The organism is Nocardia implantans (genome assembly GCF_035544775.1).
Lineage (GTDB): Bacteria > Actinomycetota > Actinomycetes > Mycobacteriales > Mycobacteriaceae > Nocardia > Nocardia implantans.
Window position 1 is genome coordinate 462,472 of record NZ_JAYKYQ010000005.1, and the last position, 20,647, is coordinate 483,118.

The window sequence follows — 20,647 nt, forward strand, 5'->3', positions numbered from 1 at the left end:
AGGAAACATCATGAGCCACAGCGATACCGAGACATCGGTAGCGACGAAGGAGAAGCCGCCGACCGACCGGGACGAGGTCGCGGAGACGGCCGTCCCGGACGATGCCACCGAGCCCGCCGCGGCCGGCTCGGTGGCCGAGCCGCGGCCGAATCGGCTGTCGCGGGTCGTCCCGCTGATCCGGCGGGGACTACCGCCCCTCGCGGCGGTGGTCGCGGTCGCGGCGATCGTTGCGGCGGTCGTGCTGGGCTGGCAGCTGAAGAAGGAACGCGACGTCGACGCCGCGGCGGAAGCCGGGCTCGCCGCGGCACGGTCGTACGCGGTGACGCTGACCAGCGTCGACTCCGGCACGCTGGACCGCGATTTCGCCGCCGTACTCGACGGGTCCACGGGCGAGTTCCGCGATATGTACACCCGCTCCAGCGGCCAGTTGCGGCAATTGCTGCTGGACAACAAGGCGACCGGCAAGGGAACGGTGCTCGACGCCGCGGTGAAGTCGGCCTCCGAGACCGAGGTCGAAGTCCTGCTGTTCATCGACCAGACGGTGACCAACACCGCCTCGGCCGATCCGCGGGTCGACCGCAGCAGGGTCGAGATGACCATGGAACTGGTCGACGGCCGCTGGCTGGCCAGCCGCGTCTACCTGCCCTGATCACCCCCGCCATGCGTCCCGGGATGCCCTGCGCACCAGAAAGAATAATATTCTCCCAGCGAGAGAATAATGTTATTATTTGTTCCGGCAGCTATCACTCCAGGAGTGCTCCCCATGACTGACTTCGACTCGGTCGACTACTTCACCGATCCGGCCGTGGTTCCGGATCCGCATCCGTATTTCGACCACCTGCGGGCCAAATGCCCGGTGACGCAGGAGTCGCGCTACGGGGTCTACGCCGTCACCGGTTACGAGGAGTCGACGGAAGTGCTGAAGAACGCCGACGTCTTCTCCTCGGCGATCGCCGTGGGCGGTCCGTTCCCGCCGTTGCCGTTCGAAGTCGAGGGCGACGACATCACCGAGCTGATCGAGCGGCACCGCAGCCGGTTGCCGATGTTCGAGCACATGGTGACGATGGATCCGCCGCAGCACACCTACGCGCGCTCGCTGCTGAACCGCTTGCTGACCCCGGCGCGGTTGAAGGAGAACGAGGACTTCATGTGGCGGCTGGCCGACCGCCAGCTCGACGAGTTCCTCGAGCGCGGACGGTGCGAATTCCTCGCCGAATACGCCAAACCGTTCTCGTTGCTCGTCGTGGCCGACATGCTGGGCGTGCCCGAGGAGGATCACGAGCAGTTCCGCGTCGTCCTGGGCGCGGAGCGGCCAGGAACGCGGGTCGGCGCGCTGGACAAGGAAATCGTGGCGAGCAATCCGCTGGAGTGGCTGGACGAGAAGTTCAGCGCCTACATCAGCGACCGCAGGCGCGAACCGCGCGACGACGTCCTGACATCGCTGGCGCTGGCGAAGTACCCCGACGGCTCCACACCCGAGGTCATCGACGTGGTGCGATCCGCGACATTCCTGTTCGGCGCGGGACAGGAGACCACGGCGAAAATGCTGGGCGCGTCGTTGCGGATTCTGGGCGACCATCCCGAAGTGCAGGAGCAACTGCGCGCCGACCGCAGCCTGATCCCGGTGTTCATCGAGGAGGCGCTGCGCCTGGATTCGCCGGTGAAGAGCGGTTTCCGCTTGGCGAAGCGCGCGACGATCGTCGGTGACGTCGACATCCCGGTGGGGTCGACGGTGATGGTGTGTCCCGGCGCCGCCAATCGCGACCCGCGGCGCTTCGAGAATCCGCACGAGTTCCGTTTGGACCGTAGGAATTTTCGCGAGCACATGGCGTTCGGACGGGGCGTGCATTCCTGCCCCGGCGGCCCGCTGGCCCGCGTCGAGGGCCGCGTGTCCATCGAACGGATCCTGGACCGGATGCTCGACATCGCCATCGACGAGGAACGCCACGGTCCGGCCGGGGAACGCCGTTACACCTACGAGCCGACCTACATCCTGCGCGGGCTCACCGATCTGCACATCACCTTCACGCCCAATCCCTGACCGCGAGCGTAAAGCTCTCGCTCACCGCGGTTTCACGAACCAGCTGTCTCGGCGGCACGACGAATAGAGGTAATCATGACCGGACGGGTCGAAGGAAAGGTCGCGTTCATCACCGGTGCGGCACGCGGCCAGGGCCGCAGCCACGCGGTGCGGCTGGCGCAGGAAGGCGCCGACATCATCGCCGTCGACGTCTGCAAGCAACTGGACAACGTGCCGTTCCCGATGTCCACCCCCGAAGACCTCGCGACCACGGCCGATCTGGTCAAGGCCGAAGGCAGGCGCGTGTTCACCGCCGAAGTGGACGTGCGCGACTACGCCGCGCTGAAGACCGCCGTGGACTCCGGGGTCGAGCAACTCGGGCGGCTGGACGTCATCGTCGCGAACGCGGGCATCGGCAACGAGGGCGGGCAACTGCTCGACCTCGAGGAGAACCTGTGGGACGACATGATCGACGTCAACCTCGGCGGGGTGTGGAAAACGGTGAAAGCCGGTGCGCCCCATCTGATCGCGGGTGGCCGCGGTGGCTCGATCGTGCTCACCAGTTCGGTGGGCGGGCTCAAGGCGTACCCGAACGTGGGTCACTACGTCGCCGCCAAGCACGGCGTCGTCGGTCTGATGCGCACCTTCGCCGTGGAACTCGGTCAGCATTCGATCCGGGTCAACTCGGTACACCCGACGCACGTCAACACGCCGATGGTGATGAACGAGGGCACCTACAAGCTGTTCCGTCCGGATCTGGAGAACCCGGGCCCGGCCGACCTCGAGCCGATCTGCCGGATGTTCCACACCTTGCCCATCCCGTGGGTCGAGCCGGTCGACATCAGCAACGCGGTGCTCTACCTGGCCTCCGATGAATCCCGTTTCGTCACCGGAGTTCCGCTGCCCATCGACGCGGGCAGCATGCTCAAGTAGCAGGCGGCGGAGCCGGTTCCCCGGTGAGCGTGCGCGACTTGGTGGCTGGAGGGCTTTCATCTCTGCCCGGGGGAGTACGCGCAGGCGCTGCGCCGGGTGACGGCGGGTCGCCGTGCCCAGACGCGACCACTCGGCGGCGGCGCCGGGAAGAAGGAACGAGATGACCCGTACCGAGCACGATTCGATCCATCCTGGTGCCGATGCGGCGAGCGCGCCGAAGGTATCCGCCGAATCGTCTGTGACTCGGATGCTCGAGATCTTCGACGTCGTTCCCGTCGGCGAAGACACCTTCACCGGCGCCGGTGACGGCGGATCACGCAAGGTGGTCGACGGCACCCAACTGCTCGCCCAATCCATCGTCGCGGTCGCGAAAAGGCTGCCGGGCAAGGCGATTCGGTCGGCGCACGCCATCTTCACCCGCGTGGCGGACCCGGAGGAGCCCGTGGAGTTCCGTGTCGAGGTGACCCACGAGGGGCGCTCGATCGCCGCGGCGGCGGTGACGGTGCGGCAGAACGGTCGCCGCTGCGCCTCGGTCTCGGTTCTCGCCGACGTACCCGCATCGGACGTCATACGGCATCACGCGCCACGTCCGCGGGTCGCCGGGCCGGCCGCGTCCATCGCGGCCGATATGCCGATGGCGGGCCGCGAACTGCGGATCGTGGATGTCACCGACGTCAACGATCCCGCGGAGGTCGGCCCGCCCGAATTGTTCGCTTGGCTGCGCTACGAACCTATCCCGGTCCGCGCGGATCTCGCCAAAGCCTTGATCGCCCACTTCACCGGTCACCTGTCGGTGTCGGCGACCATGCGCGCGCACGCCGGTGTCGGCACCAGTCAGGCGCACCGCAGCCTCTCCACCGCGGTCATCACCGTGACGGTGAGTTTCCACGAGCCGGTCGGATGGGAGGGCTGGCTGCTCTACTCCCACGAGAGCACGCAGGTGGGGGCGGGCATGTCCTATGTCCGGGGGCAGGTGCACTCCGAGGACGGCCGGCTGATCGCCTCGTTCACGCAGGAGGCGATGATCCGCCCGCTGCAGGGGGAGCATGCCGCGATCCCCGTGGACGCACGGCTGTGAACATCGCGGGCCATCGGGAAGGATCTCCGAATGGGTGAACAGTCGGCAGGCCTCGAACTCTCCGGCTTCGCGGCCAGACCCGACTATCGCGTCGACATCCACCGCCGCCGCAATCTCGTCACGGCGCGGTTCGGCGAGCTTCTTCTGGCCGAGACGACTCGGTCGTTGCTCGTCGACGAACAGGACCACGGTCTGGTGTTCTATTTCCCCCGCGAGGACCTGCGCGTCGAATTGCGGCGCGACGACGCTCGCGTCAGCCGATGCCCGTTCAAAGGGCAGGCGACCTACTGGCGCTTCGACGGAGACGGCGACGAGGCCGTGTGCTGGAGCTATGACGACCCGATCGATCACGTGGCGCGCCTGAGCGGCCATGTCGCCTTCTATCAGGACAGGGTGTGGGTCCGTGTCGGCGTGGCGACGCCCGCGGTGCTGGGCGTAACGGCCCGGAGCCAGGGCATCGTCACTCCCACTCGCGTCGGAGAGTGAAATTCTCCTATTCGAGAATTTCTATTCCATAGGGCGGCGACGACCTCTATGCTGAGCAGGTGCCGAAGAGGTCTGCGTTGAGAGTCGTCCAGTGGACCACCGGCAATGTCGGGAAGAGTTCGGTTCGGGCGATCGCCGCCAATCCCACGCTCGAACTCGTCGGCTGCTACGCGTGGTCGCCGGACAAGGTGGGCCGCGACGTCGGCGAGTTGTGCGGAATCGAGCCCCTGGGCATCGCGGCCACCGACGACGTCGACGCGCTGCTGGCGCTGCGACCGGATTGCGTCGTCTACAACCCGATGTGGATCGACGTGGACGAGTTGGTCCGCATCCTGTCCGCGGGTGTCGACGTCGTCGCGACCGCTTCCTTCATCACCGGCCACAACCAGGGCGATGGTCGCGACCGGATCGCCGAGGCGTGCCGTCGCGGCGGGTCGACCATGTTCGGCTCCGGCATCAGCCCCGGCTACATCAACCTGCTGGCCATCCTGTCGGCCGCCATCTGCGACCGGGTCGACAAGGTGACCATCAGCGAGGCGGCCGACACCACGTTCTACGACTCGCCGGAAACCGAGAAGCCGGTGGGATTCGGCAGGCCGATCGACGATCCCGGCCTGCCCGCGATGACCGCCGGCGGCACGGGTGTCTTCGGCGAGGCCGTCCGGCTGATCGGCGACGCACTCGGCGTCGAACTGGACGAGGTGCGCTGCGACGCGGAATACGCCGGCACCACAACCGATCTCGACCTCGGATCGTGGGCCATCCCGGCGGGATGCGTCGCCGGTGTGCACGCGAGCTGGAAGGGCCGCATCGCGGACCGGACCGTTGTCGAGATCGACCTGCGCTGGCGCAAAGGGCAGACGCTCGAGCCCGACTGGAAGATCGATCAGGACGGCTGGGTCCTGCAGGTCGACGGCCGCCCGACGGTGAAGAACGTCGTCAGCTTCCTGCCGCCGCCGGATTTCCATGCCGAGACGATCGCCGATTTCATGACGCTCGGGCACATCATGACCGCCATGCCGGTCATCAATGCCATTCCCGGCGTCGTCGCGGCGGCGCCGGGCATCGTGACCTACAACGACCTGCCGCTCACCCTGCCGCGCGGCGTCGTGCCGCAGCGCTGAGGCGGTCGCACTCCGTCCGCGGCGCGGGCTCACAGCTGCGGCATCACCTCCGTGGCGAACAGTTCCATCGTCGCCGCGGCCTGCTTCGCGCCGATCATGAACACGAACGAGGAGATGCCCTGCCGGGCCCGTTCGCCGAGCCGGTCCACCAGCATGGCCGGAGTTCCGATGTAGCCCTCCTCGACCCCGAACGCCTCGTCGGCGAAGCGACGGCCGACACGGGCGCGCAGTTCCGGAAGGCCCCGTTCGCGTGGGGCCACCGCGAGGACGGCCTGGTGTGATCTGCGGATCGTGCTCGGGTCGCGGTCGATACGAGCGCATTCCGCCTCCAGCGCCGCGGTGAGTGCCACCCAGTCGCGCAGGCCATAGGTAGGCACATTCCATACGTCGGCATAACGTGCGACCAGCGGAATCGTGTACTTCGGTCCGGCGCCTCCGATGTGGATCGGGGGACGTGGCCGCTGAAGTGGTTTCGGCGAGTTGGGGATATCGGTCACCCGATAGTGACGGCCCTCGAACGACGTATGGTCGCCCGTGAACATCCGGGTGATGATCTCGAGCGCTTCACCGAGGCGCTCCGATCGCTCAGCGGCCGACCCCCACGGCAAGCCCGCTTTTCGATGCTCGTCCGCTATCGAACCGCTGCCCACGCCGAATGCCAGCCGTCCGCCGGAGATCAGGTCGAGCGTGGTGGCCATCCGTCCCAGCAGCACGGGGTGCCGGAAGTTGTTGCACAGCACCAGCGCGCCGACGCGCAGGCTCGTCGTGCCGGCGAGCAGCGCCGTAGCGGTCGTCCACGCTTCCAGCGCGGGGTGGTCGGGAAGCCCTGGAGAGTAGAGGTGGTCGAACAGCCACAGTGTGCCGAAGCCCGTGCGCTCGGCCGTGCGCGCGAGGTCGAGCAGCGTGCCGTAGTCCGCGACGATCTGCGGGATGTAGATCCCGAACTCGGGTTCGGCCTGCACCGGACCACCTCCGAACCAATTGTGACCTGTGCTACAGATCCGAGCACCACCGGACATGTGTGTCCGGTTATATTACTGTCCCGTAGCGGCCGTGGTCGGCCGCGCGAGATCCGAGCTCGCGTCTGATCTTCGAGGGTGTGTGATGTCAGCAATTTCGCGCCGGTCACTGTTGACCGGAGCAGCCGCGGCGGGCGGCCTCCTGGTCGCCTCGCGCTACGCGAACACGACGAGTCCGATTGCCGCGCGGGTGAACAGCGTTCCGCTCACCCGCGAGGAACACCGGGTGGTCGTCATCGGATCAGGGTTCGGCGGTGGCGTCACCGCACTGCGCCTGGCCGAGGCCGGAGTCCGGGTCCTGGTGCTCGAACGCGGCCTGCGCTGGCCGACCGGCCCGAACGCCGAAACCTTCCCGCGCGCATCGGCGCTGGACAAACGGGTGCTCTGGTACAAGTCCAGCCCGGTGTTGTTCGGCAAGCCATTGGTTTTCGAGCCGTACACCGGCCTCGTCGAAGCGGTGCCCGGTACCAATATGACCGCGCTGTGCGCGGCGGGCGTCGGCGGGGGATCGCTGGTCTACCAAGGTATGTCCCTGCAACCGGCGCGGGAGGTGTTCGATGCCCACTTCCCCGAGGCCCTGGACTGGGCGACCATGGATCGGGTGCACTACCCGCGGGTCGCGCGCATGCTCGGCTTGGCCGTGGCCCCGGACGAGCTGATCGCCAGTCCCAACTACGCGGCCTCACGGGTCTTCGCCGAGCACGTGCGGCGCGCAGGCCTTCCGCTGTCGAAGATCCCGATGCCCATCGACTGGAACTTCGCCTTGGCCGAACTCCGGGGCGAGATGAAGCCTTCCTACACCAACGGCGACGGCGCCATGGGGGTGAACAACGGCGGCAAGCATTCGGTCGACGTCACCTACATCGCCGCCGCCGAGGCGACCGGCCTGGTGACGGTCGAGCCGCTGCATCAGGTCACCGATGTCGAGCGGGCCTCCGACGGCAGGTGGATCGTCCACGTCGAGCGCCTCGACACCAGCGGCGCCGTGCTGGAGAACAAGATCATCACCACCGGTGCGCTGGTGCTGGCGGCCGGAAGCCTGAACACCACGAGGCTGCTGGTGCGCGCCTCGGCGAAAGGCCTGATCCCCGATATGCCCGACGGACTCGGGCAGGGCTGGGGCACCAACGCCGACCGCATCTACCTGTGGACCGATCCGACCGCGAGTTTCGGTACCGAGCAGGGCGGCCCGGTCGTCTACGGAAGCAAGATCTGGTCCGACCCGCACTCCGCCCACACCCTGATCCAGGCGTCCGTCCCGCCGCTGGGCGCCGACGCCGGCAGCACCATGATGGTCGGGTACGGCGTCAGCGACGGCCGCGGGCACTTCGTCTACGACGCGGCCCGCGACGATGCCATCTTGCAGTGGCCGCAGGACGGTGACAGCTACATCCAGGACAACTACATCGGCCCCGCCGCACACCGGATCGCCGGTCCCGGAAGCATTCTCACCGACACCAACTTGTTGTTCCCCTCGACCTGGCACCCCTTGGGCGGCGCCAGCATGGGGGCCGTCTGCGATCTGGAGGGCCGGGTGCACGGCCAGCAGGGCCTGTACGTGCTCGACGGTGCGCTCATGCCAGGCAACACCGCGGCCTGCAACCCGTCGATGACCATCGCCGCGGTCGCCGAGCGCGCCTTGGACAACTTGGTCGCACAAGACGTCGGCACGGTGATCTGACCGTGTGCGCCGCGCCCGCAGCGCTGCTCAATCACCGGGCAGCACCGGGCGCACCGCCGTGGCTTCGGGGCCGCGCTTGCGCATGGTGGCGGTGAACACCACGGGCTGGCCCGCGTGCAGCGCTTTGTATCCGGTGGTCTCGATGCTGGTGTACTCGACGAAGACCTGCGTGGGATCGTCGGCGGGCTGCAGGAATCCGAAGCCCTTCTCGACGTTGAACCAGACCACCGTGCCGCGGCGCCAGTATTGCGCCGCGCCACGGTGGCGGTGGGGCTGATCGGTCACGAAGTCGAGGATAAGGGCCGGATCACGCGGCGCCGCGGCGCACCGGATCGGAGTGCATGATCCGTCGCCACCAGGCGTCCAGCGGGCTCGGGTCGGGCCAGACGACCGCGGCTTCGGAGGAAACCCCTGCTGCGGCCTCGCTCGCCGCGAGGTTGGGGTGGCGCGATTCGGTTGATGCCATGATCGGATGCTCCATCAGGTGTTCCCTGCGTAGGAAAACTGCCGCGCGACAACGTTTTCCATGCCTCGGCAGGGCGCGGGCCCGGAATCCCGGGCCCGCCAGGAAGGGGAAGATGACACTCGTCGCGGATTGGTTCCGAGATCACTGGCTTCGACATCACCTCACTTGGCGATTCCGGTGGAGATGCGCGATCGGATCGGGCTCTCAGGCGTCGATCGCCTTGTGCCCGTTCCCGCGACCGATCTCGATCTTGCGCGGCTTGGCCTTCTCGGCCACCGGAATCGTGAGGCGGAGCACGCCGTCGGTGTAGTCGGCGCGAATCTTGTCGGTGTCGAGGTTGTCGCCCAGGAACAGTTGACGGCTGAACACGCCGCGGGCGCGTTCCGCGGCGATCATCTCCCGCCCCGAGTCGAGTTCGGGACGACGCGCGCGCACGGTCACCACATTGCGCTCGATGTCCAGATCGAGGGATTCGGGGTCGATGCCGGGCAGGTCGAACTCCACGACGAACTCCTCGCCCGCGCGCCAGGCGTCCATCGGCATCACCGCTGGATGCGCCTTCGTGCCGAACACCTGCTGCGTCAGACGGTCCAGATCGCGGAACGGATCGGTGCGCATCAGCATGGTCGCCACCTCCAACTCACTCCATTCTCCGTAGTAGGGTCCAGATAACCTCTGTCATCTGGCATAGATTTTTTGTACCACCCGATGAAGTTGAGTGCAAGGCGCTAAACTAGGAAATCTCTTGTCGAAAGTGAAGTGAGGATGGATGGCGCAGGAGAGGGGTGACTCGGGGCATCTGCCGGATCCCGGCCAAGCGGTGTACGGGATCTCGGTGGCCGCCGGGCTGGCCGGAATCGGTGTGCAGACGCTCAGGCTCTACGAGCGGCACGGGTTGCTGAGTCCCGCACGCAGCGACGGGGGCACCCGCCGCTACAGCGGCAACGATCTGGCCAGACTGCGGCGGATCACCGATCTGGTCGCCACGGGCGTGAATCTCGCGGGCATCCGCCGCATCCTCGACCTGGAGGATGCGAACGCCGACCTGCACGCGGACAACGACCGGTTGCAGGCCGACAACATCCGCCTGCGGGACGCGCGAGACAAGCGGCCCGGCCCGGCGTAGGTTCCTGGGCTACCCGGAGAAGGGCGTACGCAGATCGACCACCGTGCCGGTATCGCCGGTGGTCACGGTGACCTCTGGAATCAGCGCCCGGATCAGCGGCATACCCCGCCCGCGCAGCGAATCGGCTTGCGGGTCGGGTTCTTTCCAGCGGCCGCTGTCGGAAATGGTCACCCGGAGGTGCTCGCCGTCGATCTCGGCGCGCAAGCGAACCACGCCGCCGTCACCGTGATGCCCGTGCTCGACGGCGTTGGTGCATGCCTCACCGACGGCGAGCAGCACGTCGTAGGCCGGTGCCGCGGCCATGCCGCACTGGGCGAGCCATTCCTGCAAGGTGTGCCGGACGGTGGCCAACTGCACCGCTTCGGCGGGGAAGTCCAGCGCCAGCGGCGTCACGGCGTTGGGTAGGGGTACCCGCTCGCCCGCGTTCACGAGCGCGTACCAGCCGCCGCGATCGCAGTGCATCTGTCGCGGCCCGCCCTTGTCGTCGTCGTGCCTCGCCGATGGCGTCGATGCGCCGTCACCTCGTTACCTCCCTATCGGGGATCGGTGCGCTGTACCCGCGCCCACGCCGAGCACGTGGACCGCCATCGGACTGGGCTGCCGTGTTCGCCGTGCGTGTGCCGTTCTCCCCGAAGCTATACCCGGTTGATCATTCCCCATTCATGGCCGCGGCCGGAGTCGGTGAGACCTCCGGCACCGGCACCACCGTAAACCGTGGCGCCGCGAACCCGCGAACCGGGCGGCGCCGCGCGAACCATCATCACAGGTTTTGCCGCGGCAGCCGCACGACCTGGACGAAGAACTCATCGATCTGCTTGATGGCGGCGACGAACTGGTCGAGATCCACCGGCTTGGTGACGTACGCGTTCGCGTGCAGCCGGTAGCTGCGCAGGATGTCCTCTTCGGCCGCCGAGGTGGTGAGCACGACCACCGGGATGTGCGACAGGTCGGGATCGGCCTTGATCTTCTCCAGCACCTGCCTGCCGTCGTACTTGGGCAGGTTCAGGTCGAGCAGGATCAGGTCCGGCCGCGGCGCGTCCGGGTACCGTCCCTGACGGTAGAGGAATTCCAGCGCCTCCTCGCCGTCTCTGGCGACGTGCAGGGTGTTGCCGATCTTGTTGTCCTCGAAGGCTTCCCGTGTCATCAGCTCGTCGCCGGGATCGTCTTCGACGAGCAGGATGTCGATGGGCTGGCCGGGCGTGCTCATGCGATGGCTCCTTCGTGGGTGGGGAGGTCGGCGGTATGGGCGGTGCTGTCGGAATCGGCGGTGCGCAAAGTGAACCAGAAGCGGGCGCCGCCGGTGTACTCGGTGTCGATCCAGATCCGGCCGCCGTGATACTCCACGATCTTCTTGCATACGGCCAGCCCGATGCCGGTTCCGCTGTACTCCTCCCGATTGTGCAGCCGCTGGAAGATGACGAATACCTTCTCGGCGAATTCGGGGGCGATCCCGATGCCGTTGTCGGAGACCGACAGCAGCCAGCCGTTGCCGTGTTCGTCCGGTTCGCAGGTGATCTCGATCCGGGGCGCGCGGTCGGGCCGGCGGAATTTGATGGCGTTGGCGATCAGGTTCTGCCACAGCATGGTCAGCAGCGTCGGATCCCCGATGATCTCGGGCAGCTGGTCCGGCCGCCGGACGCTGGTTTCGGTCTCGTCGATCGCCGCGGAGAGGTTGGTCAGGGCCTTGTCCAGGGACTGGCCGACGTCGGTGGGCACGGTACGGTCGGTGACCCGGCCCACGCGGGAGAACGTGAGCAGGTCGTTGATCAGCACCTGCATCCGCTTGGCGCCGTCGACGGCGAAGTCGATGTACTGCTTGCCGCGCTCGTCGAGCTTGTCACCGTAGCGCTTCTCCAGCAGCTGACAGAACGACGCCACCTTGCGCAGCGGCTCCTGCAGATCGTGCGAGGCGACGTAGGCGAACTGCTCCAGCTCCGCGTTGGACCGGCGCAGTTCCTCGGCCTGCACGTCCAGATCCGTCTTCTGCTCGGCGAGTACCGCCTCCTTGGCGCGGGAGGAAGCCAGCTCGGCGACGATGCGGCGGCGCATGCTCTCCACCGCGTTCGCGACGGTCGCCAGATCGGCGGGGCCGTGGGCGTCGATGTGATGCTCGAAGTCGCCGCCCGCCACCCGCAGCGACGCGTCGGTCAGAGAGCCGAGGGGCCGAACGATCAACCGCCGGATCAGCACCGTCAGCAGCACACCGGTCAGCAGGAACGCCACCACCATCCCGGCCAGTACGGCGTCGCGGACCGTCCGGCTGTGCGCGAGCTCCTCTTCGTCCCGCGCGATGGCCGCCGCGAGATTGCTGTTCTGCGCGTCGAAACGCGTCCGCAGGTCGTCGAACAGCGGTTTACCGCGCGTGGGAGTCGTCGGCTCGATGCCACGGGTCGATCCCGACTGCAATCCGGCGACCAAGGGCTCCGCGTATTCGGTACGCCACCGCTGCGCGGCCTGCTCCACGCCGTCGAGTTCGTCGAGCAGCGGCCGCCGGCCGGCCAGCAGCTCCCGCAGGCGCGCGGCCGACTGCGCCTCGTCCCGGGTGCCGTCCCGGTAGGGCTGCAGGAACTGCGGGTCGGCGGTGATCCCGTAGCCGCGCACGCCGGTCTCCTGGTCGACCAAAGCGCTCTGCAACCGGTAGGCCTCGGCCGCCGCGGGCAACGACTTGTCGAGCAGCCGATCGGTCACGCGGTTGGTCTGAGCGATCACCTGGGCGCCCGCCACGGTGCCGATGATCACCACCAGCACCATCGCGGCCAGCACCAGCTGGAACCAGGCCTGGGCGGTCAACCGCGCGCTCAGCGACGGCCGGCCGGTCTTCGTCGTCATCGGTTCCGATCCTGTCCTTGCCCGTCGCCGTTCCATCCCAGATACAGAATGGCGACGTCGTCGTCCAATCCGCCGGACGCACCCGCCAGCGCCTCCACGCGACCGATCAGTTCGTCGACGAACCAGTCGGGATCCGCGGCCCGCACGGCGCGTGCGACCTCCATCAGTCCTTGCTCGCCGAGTCGTTCCTGGTCCGTCCCGACCCGGCCTTCGAACAGGCCGTCGGTGAATACCATCAGCCCGGAGCCCAGGGGCAGGTCCAGATCGTGCACGGGCCACTCGGCACGACCGGGCAGAAAGCCCAAGGCAGGCCCGCCGGGCACCTCGACCCAGGTCAATCCGGACGCCGAGCGCAGCAGCATGCCCGGGTGCCCGGCCCGCAGCACCTGCGCGCGGCGGTCGCCGGGATGCAACATCAGGCTCGTGACCGTCGCGAAGGTCTGCCTGCCGGTGCGTTCGGCCAGCAGTACCTGCTCGAGCAGCCGCAATTGCCGTGCGCCGGTCACCCCGCTCAGCACCAGGGTGCGCCAGGCCAGGCGCAACGCCACGCCGGTCGCCGCCTCGTCCGGTCCGTGGCCGGACACGTCACCGATGACGGCGTGCACCGTGCCGTCCGCGTCCTGGACGACGTCGTAGAAATCGCCGCCGAGCAGCGAATGGGCGCGGCCGGGACGGTAGCGCGCCACGACATCGACGACTCGCTGCCCACGCAACAGCGGGGTGGGCAGCAGGCCGCGTTCCAGTCGCGCGTTCTCCTGCGCGCGCATATTGCTCGCCTGCAGGGCCGCGCTGGTGCGCTCGGCCTGCTTACGCTGGATCGCGTAGCGCACGGCGCGCCCGAACAGTTCCGGCTCGACCCGGCCTTTGACCAGGTAATCCTGGGCTCCCGCCGCGACCGCGGCCAAACCGGTCTGCTCCTGATCGAGGCCGGTCATCACCACGATCGCGACCTGGTCGGTGTGGCTGCGGATGCGCTCGACCGCCTCCAGCCCCTTGGCATCGGGCAGATGCAGGTCCAGCAGCACGCAGTCGGGCTCGGCGGAGGCGAGGTGCTCGGCGGCCTCGGCCAGCGACCGCACCCAGTGCAGCTGCAGACCGGGCGCGCCGTCCACGACCAGTTCCTCCACCAGGAGGGCATCTCCCGGGTCGTCCTCGATCAGGAGTACCGAAGGTTGCTGCCACGGCCAATCCGCGTCCACGATCACCTCGGGATCGTCGTCTGTCCCGTCACGCCGCACGGAAACCACCGGTCGTGGGTCCGAGTGTGGTGGAACGTCCGACAGCACTGATGCCGTCGTCGGCGAACACCGACAACCCGGCCTCCGATCACCAAGGGCGGCACCAGCGCACGCCGACTGTCTCAGCGGCCGTTTGCTGGACCGAGAGGCAGCCAAGATCGTATCCGATCCGCCACCTGACCGAGACATGACGGTGCTCACCTGGGCAGACGCGGATGTGGACGCGGGAAGGACGCCGGAGGATCAGACCGTGGTGCCCGTCAGCCGGGCGGTGCTGCGCTCGTGCTCCCCGGCCGCAACGTCCCGGCGCGGCGAGCGAAGTTCCGCCAAGCTGCGTGCGACGACCGTGGCATGGACCGCGATGACGGCAAGGGAAGCCGAGCCGATCACAGCAAGAAGCACAACCACGACAGATACCGGTCCTTTCGGGTGCGAGCGGGCCGGTTGCCCGCTCGATCGAGTGCCGAGTTCGCGTCCGCCGATCCCGGCGGGCGCGTGCTCCGCCTCCAACGTGCCCCCGTCGCTGCGGACCAAACACGCCGAGCGCGGCGGCGCGCACGGGTCGTGCGATCACGCGAGGGCGACCTCGGCCGTCGCGCGACCGAAGATCTTGTGCCCGTCGTGCTCGGCGGTGATCGCGACGGTGGCGGTGCGAGCGTGCTCGTCCAGGTGTTTCACCCGGCCCGAGAACGCGATTTGAGCGCCGGTCGCGCCGACGTGCACGGGATTGGTCAGGCGGACGTTGTAGGAGCGCAGCGCCCCCGGGTCGCCCAGCCACGAGGTGAGCAAGTCGACACTGAGCCCAATGGTGAACATGCCCTGCGCGACGACGGTCTGCATCCCCATCCGCGCGGCCGCCTCGGTGCTCCAATGGATGGGGTTCGGGTCTCCCGCCACTCCGGCGTAGTTGACCAGGTCGCCTCGGCTGACCGTGAGCGTGAGTGGCGGAAGCTCCGTTCCGGGACGCACGGTTTCCCACCGCCGTCCTCGCGGGGTCACCGGCGCCTGCGTCTCGCGGGCCGACTCGCTGCCGTCTCCGACATAGCGCGGGTGCGGGATACGGCGCTGCTGCCGGGCCTCCGGGCGTACTCCGTGCATGACCATCGCGTCCAACCAACCGGGCAGGGCCTCGTCGGCCCGCCCGACCAGGCTGGTCCGCGATGTGAGGACCGGCCGATCGTCCTGGTCCAGGATGGTCTGGCGCAGGACGATGAGGTCGCCGCCGAACGCGTGCCGGAACGAGTCGAGGCACATCTCGAAACCGATCCGGTCGCCGGCCAGCAGCGGACGGTGGAAGTCGATCATCTGATCGGTCTGGATGGTCCGGCTCAGGTCGTAGCCGGGCAGGATCGTGTCGAAGACCTCGGCGTAGGCGAGATAGCCCGGCACCGCGCCGAAGGTCGGCGGAGCGACCAGGCCTGCGTAGCCGAGGTCGGTCGCGGCCTGCTCCGATCGATGCGCCGGGTGCTGGTTGCGCACCGCGCGGGCGTACTCGCGGATCTTCTCGCGGGCGACCTCGTAGTGATCGCCGCTGCGATACCGGCGCCCGACCATTGTGGCGGGCGCCGCGGCGTCGGTCGTGTCGTTCGCACCTGATGTGGCAGGGAGTCTGGACATCGCGGGGGAATCTACCCAAGCGACGGCGAATTTCCGGTCAGCCCGCATCGCTCGCCGTTTCGCGATCGACCGACTCTCGGCCAGTCGTCGATCGTTGGCGGTTCAGCACAGGTTCCGCTCGACGGACACCACCACTGCGGCGGCCTCGTCCACCGATTGGTGCGTGCTCACCTCAACCACGATGTCGGCATCGGACGTTCCGGCCGCCAGTTCCCGGCACACCGCGTAGCCCAGGTCCAGCAGCGCCGCGGTCACGGTCCGCACGCCGAGCCGCTGTAGGTCGGCGAGATAGCCTTCGGCGCCGCGCGGTGCGTGCGCCCGCGCTTCGGTCGGACGGAATTCGGCAGCGACAGCCGACGCAGCCTAGCCGGGGCGCGGTCGCCGTCCTGCCGGTCGGCGTAAGCAGTCGCTGACCGTCGTGCCGGATGGGCCACCCCGCCGCTGGACTGGTTCGAGTGAGTGCGGGCGCGTTCACCGGCAACCGAGCCGAGCGCGGGCCGCACGCGAAGGGCGGCAGCGGTGTGTGCCGCTCGGTCGTTACCGTTTCGTTGTTTTGTCGTCGTGTGTCCCGTGCGAGCCGATCGAGTGTGTGCGGGAGCATGACTCTCCGGATCCAGTGGACAAGCACCGTGGTGTTTCGAACGAATTCGAGGCTCGGTGACCTCCCGCGATACCGGAAGGGACGTACCGGGTCGGCCGACGCAGATCGGAGGACCGCATCATGGCGTTCGACGCCGACGTTCCCAATGATCGACGCTCGCACCGGGTGTCGTGGCAGGTCTGGACGACCGCCGCGGCGGCGGTCGCCGCGGCGGCGACGATCGCCTGCGGTCCCGCCGCCGCGCAGCCGCCCTCCAGCAGCGCACCCGATGTCCCGGTGGAAGTGCCCATCCCCGGCGGATTTCCGGGATTCTCCGAAATCCTGCGATTCGTTCCGCCCGCGCCTCCCGTACCGCAGATGCCGCTCGGCCGGCCGGTGCCGCACCACGGGGCCGTATCGGCTCACCACGGCGCTCGACCAGCTCCCCACCACGGCGGTCTGCCCGCGCACCAGGCTGGCCGATCGGTGCCCCAGCACGGCGGCGCGACCGGTCACACCAGATAGGGATAGGTCGAGGGCGCTTCGCCCGCTTCCTCAGGGGAGGGCGAGCGGTTCCAGCGCCTTGTACATCGCCTAACTCGGCTCCGCTCGCCCCGGCGCCTCGGCGAACAGTTGCCGCATCGCCGCGCGGCGTGCCGGAACGCGACGAGGCGCGGGTGCTCTTCGCTAGGTCAGGACACCCATTTCGCGGCGATTTCGCCACGTATGTGGGTTCATAGCGCGTTGGGTTACCTTATGGTTCAGGGTCGCTGAACCTTTGCCGGCGGCGGGGTGAGAGGGGATGTCGTTCGGTGTTCGGCAGCAGCGGGTGCGTCTGGCCGGTCAACGTGGCCAGTGCCTCGACTGCATCCAGCAGTCCGGCTTTGGTGTAGGCGAATGTCGTGGCCGGCGTATGCCCGTGCGACAGCGATGCCGAATTTGTCGTTCGACGTTGGTCAAGGTGGTGTGGCGTATCCAGTGAGCGTTGATCCCCAGCGCCGCCGCCCATCGGTTGCCGCCGTATCGTGCCTCCTTTCTCGTGGAGTCGAACCAGGCAGTCTGTGACGTTGGGGTCGTCGATGCGCAGATGAAGTAGACCTCCTCGGCGGCAGGCGGTTTCGATGAGCAGCCGCAACATCACCTGCGTGACGCGCCGGCGGCGTTGTGATCGGCTCGTCGGGCGAGGCGGACGCGGACGAAGGGAAACTGTGCTGGGGTCGGGATGCCGGGCCGGTGGGCTTCGATGAGGTCGAGGTATTTGGTGAGGCCGGACAGGCCGGTGATCCGGGCTTGGCTGGAGGGCGTACCGACGAGCAGGATTTCGATTCGGCAGTCGCTGATGAGGTTGGTCTGTGCGGAGCGGTCGAGGGTGACCACGATGGTGGTGATCGGTTGCAGGCCTTGGGGTGGTCGGTCCTTGCTGATGTCGGAGGGCTGGTAGTTGAAGGTGAGAGTTTCCGGGTCGGAGCAGTCACCGATGAAGCTCCAACCGCGGGCGCGCAGCACGATGTCCAGCCCGCCGAAGACGCGCATGTCCGCTTCGGTCAGCGGGTGCCCGCACGTGGTGCCCAAAGCCTGCAGGACGCTGGCCGGCGGGTAGCAGCGATGCCAGATCTGCGACTGCCTCACGAACTGGACGCTTGTGAGATTGAAAGTGGTTCGACTGTGGATGACTCGGCGAATGCCTCTGTCCCCATTGCCGATCGTGGGTGTGAGCTTTCTCGTTCGCCCGTTCCGGTGAGGTCCGACTCCAGCGGTTAGGAGATCACCCAGCCCACGCCACGCCGAATTCGTTGACGGTCGCCGAGTTTTGCCGACTCGTCGCGGCATAATCCATCGACACCTTGTGGGAGAAAACCGACCGACCGACTGTTACCCAGGGCGGCTGATGCTGCGGTTTACACCCCGTTGGTACACGTTTCGATGACCGGACAGCTTGCTGCCCACTGCGGCCTGGCCGGCAGATCCACCAATGATGACTCGAAACGCGCCGATCGATGATTCGGAGAGGAGTGATTTTGGGTTTCACCGGAGTCGACAGTGAGGATGCTGTCGCCGAAGCTGTCGTGAGTGTGCTCGAACGCGAGACTGCGCGTGATTTCGCGCTGTGGCCGAGAATCGTCGAGTCCGGATTGCTTTCGGTAGCGCTGCTCGAGCGATGCGGCGAGCCTACGGGCCGGCTCGAGGTGTCGGCCATGCTCACCGAGCTGGCCACCGACGCTGTGCAGGTGCCGGCCTTGGTGACGCTCGGTTTCGGAGTGCTACCACTGGCGCAAGCCGCTCCGAAAAGTCTGACACAGGCCATTTTCCCTGCCGTGGCGCAAGGCGCGATACTGACCGCCGCGCTGAATGAGCCCGGCGCACCGTTCGTGGCGACTCCGAAGACAGTGGCGGTCCTCGAGGGCGGGTCGGCGCGGATCACTGGTCACAAGGTGTGTGTCCCGTATGCCGAGTCGGCACGCTGGATTCTGGTGCCCACGGATTGCGGTGTCGCCGTGGTGGAGTCCTGCACACCTGGTGTCAGGTGTGTGCGAAGCCCCGGTGCGAGTGGTGCACCGGAGTATTCGGTGTACTTCGAGCAGGCCCAGATCCCCGCGCAACAGTTGTTGATCGACGGCGCCTCGCCACTGCATCAGTGGGCGGTGGCAACCATCGGGTCCGTCGCCGACGGGCTGCTCGAGGGACTGCTGAGAGTGCTCACCGAACACATCCGCATTCACCGTCAGTTCGGGCTGGCGCCCGCCGCATTGAACGCGGCGAGACGAGAGTTCGAAGAGGTCCATGACGTGTCGCGGCTGCTGCAGACAGCCTCGCGGTCGGCGATCAGATTGCTGTCAGAGCGAGACGACCACCCCGAGCACGACGAACGAGTCCGCGACGAACTCGGCACGCTCGCTCACTGGATCACTGCACAGCTACCCGCGGCGATGAGCAAATGTCATCGCCTGCACGGCGGCCCCGTCACCGCAGAGCCGTTCCACCGCTACTACGCACAAGTCCAGGACCTGGTGCGCTGGCTCGGCGACTCGTTCCCGATATTCTCTCCCATGGAGAAGGTCCAGCACTCCCGCGCGTGAGCAAGCCGCAGGTGCGGAAACGGAAGACCTCCTGCCCGGCGTAGCGGTCGCGGGAAGGCGGATCCGACCGATGCCGAGCGGGCGTGGCCGGTGCGTCGTTGCTGCCTGCCGGTAGAAACGGCGCGCCGCCCACCAGTGCGGACCAACGGCAGCTCATCGACGGTATGTGGTGGCGGACTCTGGATTGGTTGCCGTGGCACGATATGCCGCCGCAGTACGCCTACGGGGGCCGCGATGTACATGCTTTTCCGGCGCTGGCGGATCAGGGCGATATTTCGGACAGCCCCCACGTCGGAGATGAGCGAGAACGGTGCCGCGACACCATCGAAAGTGGGCGACTCGACGGCCGTCACGCCACCGGGGTCCGGACCGTCGCTGTCACCGCCATCACTTCTGGGGCACCAGCAACGGGGTCTCCTACATCTAGGCCCGAGTGTCGTCGCATCTAGGCCCGAGTGCCGTCGCTCAGCGGCGTGGGTCCCAACCGATGCGAGCTGTCGGCAGCGACCATCCACTGGCTGACGTGGCGAGCGACCATCTTGCCGCGGCCGAGCAAATAGCAGAGACCCACGGGCGGCACCGACGAACCCGCTGTCGCCGGGCTGAGCATCGATCTCGACGGCACCGAAAGGGTAGGCCGACCCGGCTTTCCCCCCGTGGGCAGCGGACTGTTCACGGGAATCACAATCACAGATACCCCAACGCAGCCTGGGCGTGAACTCAGCAGCTGGAAGACCGAGAAGACGGTTTCCTCCCGGCGCCATCCAGGGCATCCTCGGCGAGGCAAACCGGCAGCGCCGCCCTCACCTCCACCGCCTCGCGGCCCGCGTGGCGACGTGCGCGACTCGGCAAGATCGATACGCTTCATCGGTCGGTAGGCGGGGGATGTCCGGCCAGGATCCGGTTGAGCTCGACGCGTATCGGGGCTTTGGGGGCTTGCCCGCCGGCGGTGGGTAGTTCGGTGAGGATGCGCCCGGCCAGCTCGCGTAGTCGCACGTTGGTGTGTTGCGAGCAGGACCGCAGCAGCGCGAACGCTTGCTGCTCGCCGATCCCGTACACCAGCATCAGCATCCCTTTGGCCTGCTCGATCACCGCGCGGCCGGCTTCGAACGCGAACCGATCCGCGTCACTGGGCGGTCGGGGCTGTTCAATGTCCACACCCCACCCCTACCCGAGACGTGATGACAGAAAACAGCTACTCGGGAAGCGGGAAAATCTGTATCGCAGGGTGTAGACATTCTGGAAGGCGGGGAGTACATTCACTGTCGTTGGAGATGAGATGTCTGGTTGGCCGGGCAGGTGAACTGCACCGGAAGCAAGATCCACCATCCCCTCCGGCGGAGAAGAGAATCCGGTGCAGTCGGCCGGACCGC

Annotated in this window: 22 protein-coding genes and 1 pseudogene; 10 read left to right on the plus strand and 13 right to left on the minus strand. The window is 67.5% G+C overall.

Features of this window, described 5'->3' with window-relative positions:
- Positions 1–10 precede the first annotated feature (10 nt).
- From U3653_RS15380 to U3653_RS15405, 6 genes are all read left to right on the plus strand, one after another.
- Positions 11–649: an Rv1363c family protein gene (locus tag U3653_RS15380; RefSeq protein WP_195079934.1), complete on the plus strand. Its 639-nt coding sequence runs from the start codon at positions 11–13 to the stop codon at positions 647–649.
- A gap of 114 nt (positions 650–763) precedes the next feature.
- Positions 764–2,041, plus strand: coding sequence for a cytochrome P450 (locus U3653_RS15385; protein WP_195079933.1), 1,278 nt, complete (start codon positions 764–766; stop codon positions 2,039–2,041).
- Between the two features lie 75 nt (positions 2,042–2,116).
- Entirely contained in the window at positions 2,117–2,953 is an 837-nt protein-coding gene (locus tag U3653_RS15390) for a mycofactocin-coupled SDR family oxidoreductase (RefSeq protein ID WP_043691371.1), read from the plus strand.
- A gap of 247 nt (positions 2,954–3,200) precedes the next feature.
- On the plus strand, positions 3,201–4,031 hold the full coding sequence (locus U3653_RS15395) for an acyl-CoA thioesterase (RefSeq protein ID WP_323124035.1): 831 nt from the start codon (positions 3,201–3,203) through the stop codon (positions 4,029–4,031).
- Between the two features lie 30 nt (positions 4,032–4,061).
- Positions 4,062–4,517 (plus strand): DUF427 domain-containing protein, encoded by a 456-nt coding sequence (locus U3653_RS15400; protein ID WP_195079931.1) that lies wholly within the window; start codon positions 4,062–4,064, stop codon positions 4,515–4,517.
- 59 nt (positions 4,518–4,576) lie between these two features.
- A complete protein-coding gene (locus U3653_RS15405) occupies positions 4,577–5,641 on the plus strand; it encodes an NAD(P)H-dependent amine dehydrogenase family protein (RefSeq protein WP_195079930.1) in 1,065 nt (354 codons plus the stop codon).
- Between the two features lie 29 nt (positions 5,642–5,670).
- Here the strand turns inward: U3653_RS15405 and U3653_RS15410 are convergent, their stop codons facing one another.
- Positions 5,671–6,603: an LLM class flavin-dependent oxidoreductase gene (locus U3653_RS15410; RefSeq protein WP_323124012.1), complete on the minus strand. Its 933-nt coding sequence runs from the start codon at positions 6,601–6,603 to the stop codon at positions 5,671–5,673.
- A gap of 142 nt (positions 6,604–6,745) precedes the next feature.
- Here U3653_RS15410 and U3653_RS15415 point away from each other — a divergent pair, with 142 nt between their 5' ends.
- On the plus strand, positions 6,746–8,341 hold the full coding sequence (locus U3653_RS15415; protein WP_195079928.1) for a GMC oxidoreductase: 1,596 nt from the start codon (positions 6,746–6,748) through the stop codon (positions 8,339–8,341).
- A gap of 27 nt (positions 8,342–8,368) precedes the next feature.
- Here U3653_RS15415 and U3653_RS15420 read toward each other — a convergent pair whose 3' ends face one another.
- The 3 genes from U3653_RS15420 to U3653_RS15430 form a co-directional block, all read right to left on the minus strand.
- The gene (locus U3653_RS15420; protein ID WP_195079927.1) at positions 8,369–8,626 is read right to left on the minus strand and encodes a cold-shock protein; all 258 of its coding nucleotides are present in this window, start codon (positions 8,624–8,626) and stop codon (positions 8,369–8,371) included.
- Between the two features lie 22 nt (positions 8,627–8,648).
- A complete protein-coding gene (locus tag U3653_RS15425; protein ID WP_195079926.1) occupies positions 8,649–8,807 on the minus strand; it encodes a hypothetical protein in 159 nt (52 codons plus the stop codon).
- A 204-nt stretch (positions 8,808–9,011) separates the two neighbouring features.
- Positions 9,012–9,431, minus strand: a complete 420-nt coding sequence (locus U3653_RS15430; RefSeq protein WP_067807801.1) for an Hsp20/alpha crystallin family protein — start codon at positions 9,429–9,431, stop codon at positions 9,012–9,014.
- Between the two features lie 145 nt (positions 9,432–9,576).
- Between U3653_RS15430 and U3653_RS15435 the strand changes: the two genes are divergently transcribed.
- On the plus strand, positions 9,577–9,933 hold the full coding sequence (locus tag U3653_RS15435) for a MerR family transcriptional regulator (protein WP_195079925.1): 357 nt from the start codon (positions 9,577–9,579) through the stop codon (positions 9,931–9,933).
- A 9-nt stretch (positions 9,934–9,942) separates the two neighbouring features.
- Here the strand turns inward: U3653_RS15435 and U3653_RS15440 are convergent, their stop codons facing one another.
- The 7 genes and pseudogenes from U3653_RS15440 to U3653_RS15470 form a co-directional block, all read right to left on the minus strand.
- Positions 9,943–10,395, minus strand: a complete 453-nt coding sequence (locus U3653_RS15440; RefSeq protein WP_195079924.1) for an ATP-binding protein — start codon at positions 10,393–10,395, stop codon at positions 9,943–9,945.
- Positions 10,396–10,693: 298 nt separating this feature from the next.
- Entirely contained in the window at positions 10,694–11,140 is a 447-nt protein-coding gene (locus tag U3653_RS15445; RefSeq protein WP_195079923.1) for a response regulator, read from the minus strand.
- On the minus strand, positions 11,137–12,762 hold the full coding sequence (locus U3653_RS15450; protein WP_195079922.1) for a sensor histidine kinase: 1,626 nt from the start codon (positions 12,760–12,762) through the stop codon (positions 11,137–11,139). The genes U3653_RS15445 and U3653_RS15450 overlap by 4 nt, the downstream gene beginning before the upstream one ends.
- On the minus strand, positions 12,759–14,000 hold the full coding sequence (locus U3653_RS15455; RefSeq protein ID WP_397069132.1) for a PP2C family protein-serine/threonine phosphatase: 1,242 nt from the start codon (positions 13,998–14,000) through the stop codon (positions 12,759–12,761). The genes U3653_RS15450 and U3653_RS15455 overlap by 4 nt, the downstream gene beginning before the upstream one ends.
- Before the next feature lie 243 nt (positions 14,001–14,243).
- Positions 14,244–14,408: a hypothetical protein gene (locus U3653_RS15460; protein ID WP_195079920.1), complete on the minus strand. Its 165-nt coding sequence runs from the start codon at positions 14,406–14,408 to the stop codon at positions 14,244–14,246.
- Positions 14,409–14,570: 162 nt separating this feature from the next.
- On the minus strand, positions 14,571–15,617 hold the full coding sequence (locus tag U3653_RS15465) for a fused (3R)-hydroxyacyl-ACP dehydratase subunits HadA/HadB (RefSeq protein ID WP_195079919.1): 1,047 nt from the start codon (positions 15,615–15,617) through the stop codon (positions 14,571–14,573).
- 102 nt (positions 15,618–15,719) lie between these two features.
- Positions 15,720–15,902, minus strand: a pseudogene (locus tag U3653_RS15470) (DUF732 domain-containing protein); the annotation flags it as partial.
- Between the two features lie 436 nt (positions 15,903–16,338).
- Here U3653_RS15470 and U3653_RS15475 point away from each other — a divergent pair.
- Positions 16,339–16,722, plus strand: coding sequence for a hypothetical protein (locus tag U3653_RS15475; protein ID WP_195079918.1), 384 nt, complete (start codon positions 16,339–16,341; stop codon positions 16,720–16,722).
- A 612-nt stretch (positions 16,723–17,334) separates the two neighbouring features.
- On the opposite strand, the gene U3653_RS15480 is transcribed toward U3653_RS15475, so the two are convergent.
- Positions 17,335–17,826, minus strand: a complete 492-nt coding sequence (locus U3653_RS15480) for a hypothetical protein (protein WP_195079917.1) — start codon at positions 17,824–17,826, stop codon at positions 17,335–17,337.
- 443 nt (positions 17,827–18,269) lie between these two features.
- Here U3653_RS15480 and U3653_RS15485 point away from each other — a divergent pair, with 443 nt between their 5' ends.
- Entirely contained in the window at positions 18,270–19,274 is a 1,005-nt protein-coding gene (locus U3653_RS15485; protein ID WP_323124013.1) for an acyl-CoA dehydrogenase family protein, read from the plus strand.
- Between the two features lie 864 nt (positions 19,275–20,138).
- Here the strand turns inward: U3653_RS15485 and U3653_RS33310 are convergent.
- Positions 20,139–20,432, minus strand: a complete 294-nt coding sequence (locus tag U3653_RS33310) for an ANTAR domain-containing protein (RefSeq protein WP_195079915.1) — start codon at positions 20,430–20,432, stop codon at positions 20,139–20,141.
- Positions 20,433–20,647 lie beyond the last annotated feature (215 nt).

Bases quoted from the DNA above. Each gene is read 5' to 3' on its own strand.
- U3653_RS15380 (WP_195079934.1), top strand. From the start codon at position 11: ATGAGCCACAGCGATACCGAGACATCGGTAGCGACGAAGGAGAAGCCG.
- U3653_RS15385 (WP_195079933.1), top strand. From the start codon at position 764: ATGACTGACTTCGACTCGGTCGACTACTTCACCGATCCGGCCGTGGTT.
- U3653_RS15390 (WP_043691371.1), top strand. From the start codon at position 2,117: ATGACCGGACGGGTCGAAGGAAAGGTCGCGTTCATCACCGGTGCGGCA.
- U3653_RS15395 (WP_323124035.1), top strand. From the start codon at position 3,201: ATGCTCGAGATCTTCGACGTCGTTCCCGTCGGCGAAGACACCTTCACC.
- U3653_RS15400 (WP_195079931.1), top strand. From the start codon at position 4,062: ATGGGTGAACAGTCGGCAGGCCTCGAACTCTCCGGCTTCGCGGCCAGA.
- U3653_RS15415 (WP_195079928.1), top strand. From the start codon at position 6,746: ATGTCAGCAATTTCGCGCCGGTCACTGTTGACCGGAGCAGCCGCGGCG.
- U3653_RS15425 (WP_195079926.1), bottom strand. From the start codon at position 8,807: ATGGCATCAACCGAATCGCGCCACCCCAACCTCGCGGCGAGCGAGGCC.
- U3653_RS15430 (WP_067807801.1), bottom strand. From the start codon at position 9,431: ATGCTGATGCGCACCGATCCGTTCCGCGATCTGGACCGTCTGACGCAG.
- U3653_RS15435 (WP_195079925.1), top strand. From the start codon at position 9,577: ATGGCGCAGGAGAGGGGTGACTCGGGGCATCTGCCGGATCCCGGCCAA.
- U3653_RS15440 (WP_195079924.1), bottom strand. From the start codon at position 10,395: ATGCACTGCGATCGCGGCGGCTGGTACGCGCTCGTGAACGCGGGCGAG.
- U3653_RS15445 (WP_195079923.1), bottom strand. From the start codon at position 11,140: ATGAGCACGCCCGGCCAGCCCATCGACATCCTGCTCGTCGAAGACGAT.
- U3653_RS15450 (WP_195079922.1), bottom strand. From the start codon at position 12,762: ATGACGACGAAGACCGGCCGGCCGTCGCTGAGCGCGCGGTTGACCGCC.
- U3653_RS15465 (WP_195079919.1), bottom strand. From the start codon at position 15,617: ATGTCCAGACTCCCTGCCACATCAGGTGCGAACGACACGACCGACGCC.
- U3653_RS15475 (WP_195079918.1), top strand. From the start codon at position 16,339: ATGGCGTTCGACGCCGACGTTCCCAATGATCGACGCTCGCACCGGGTG.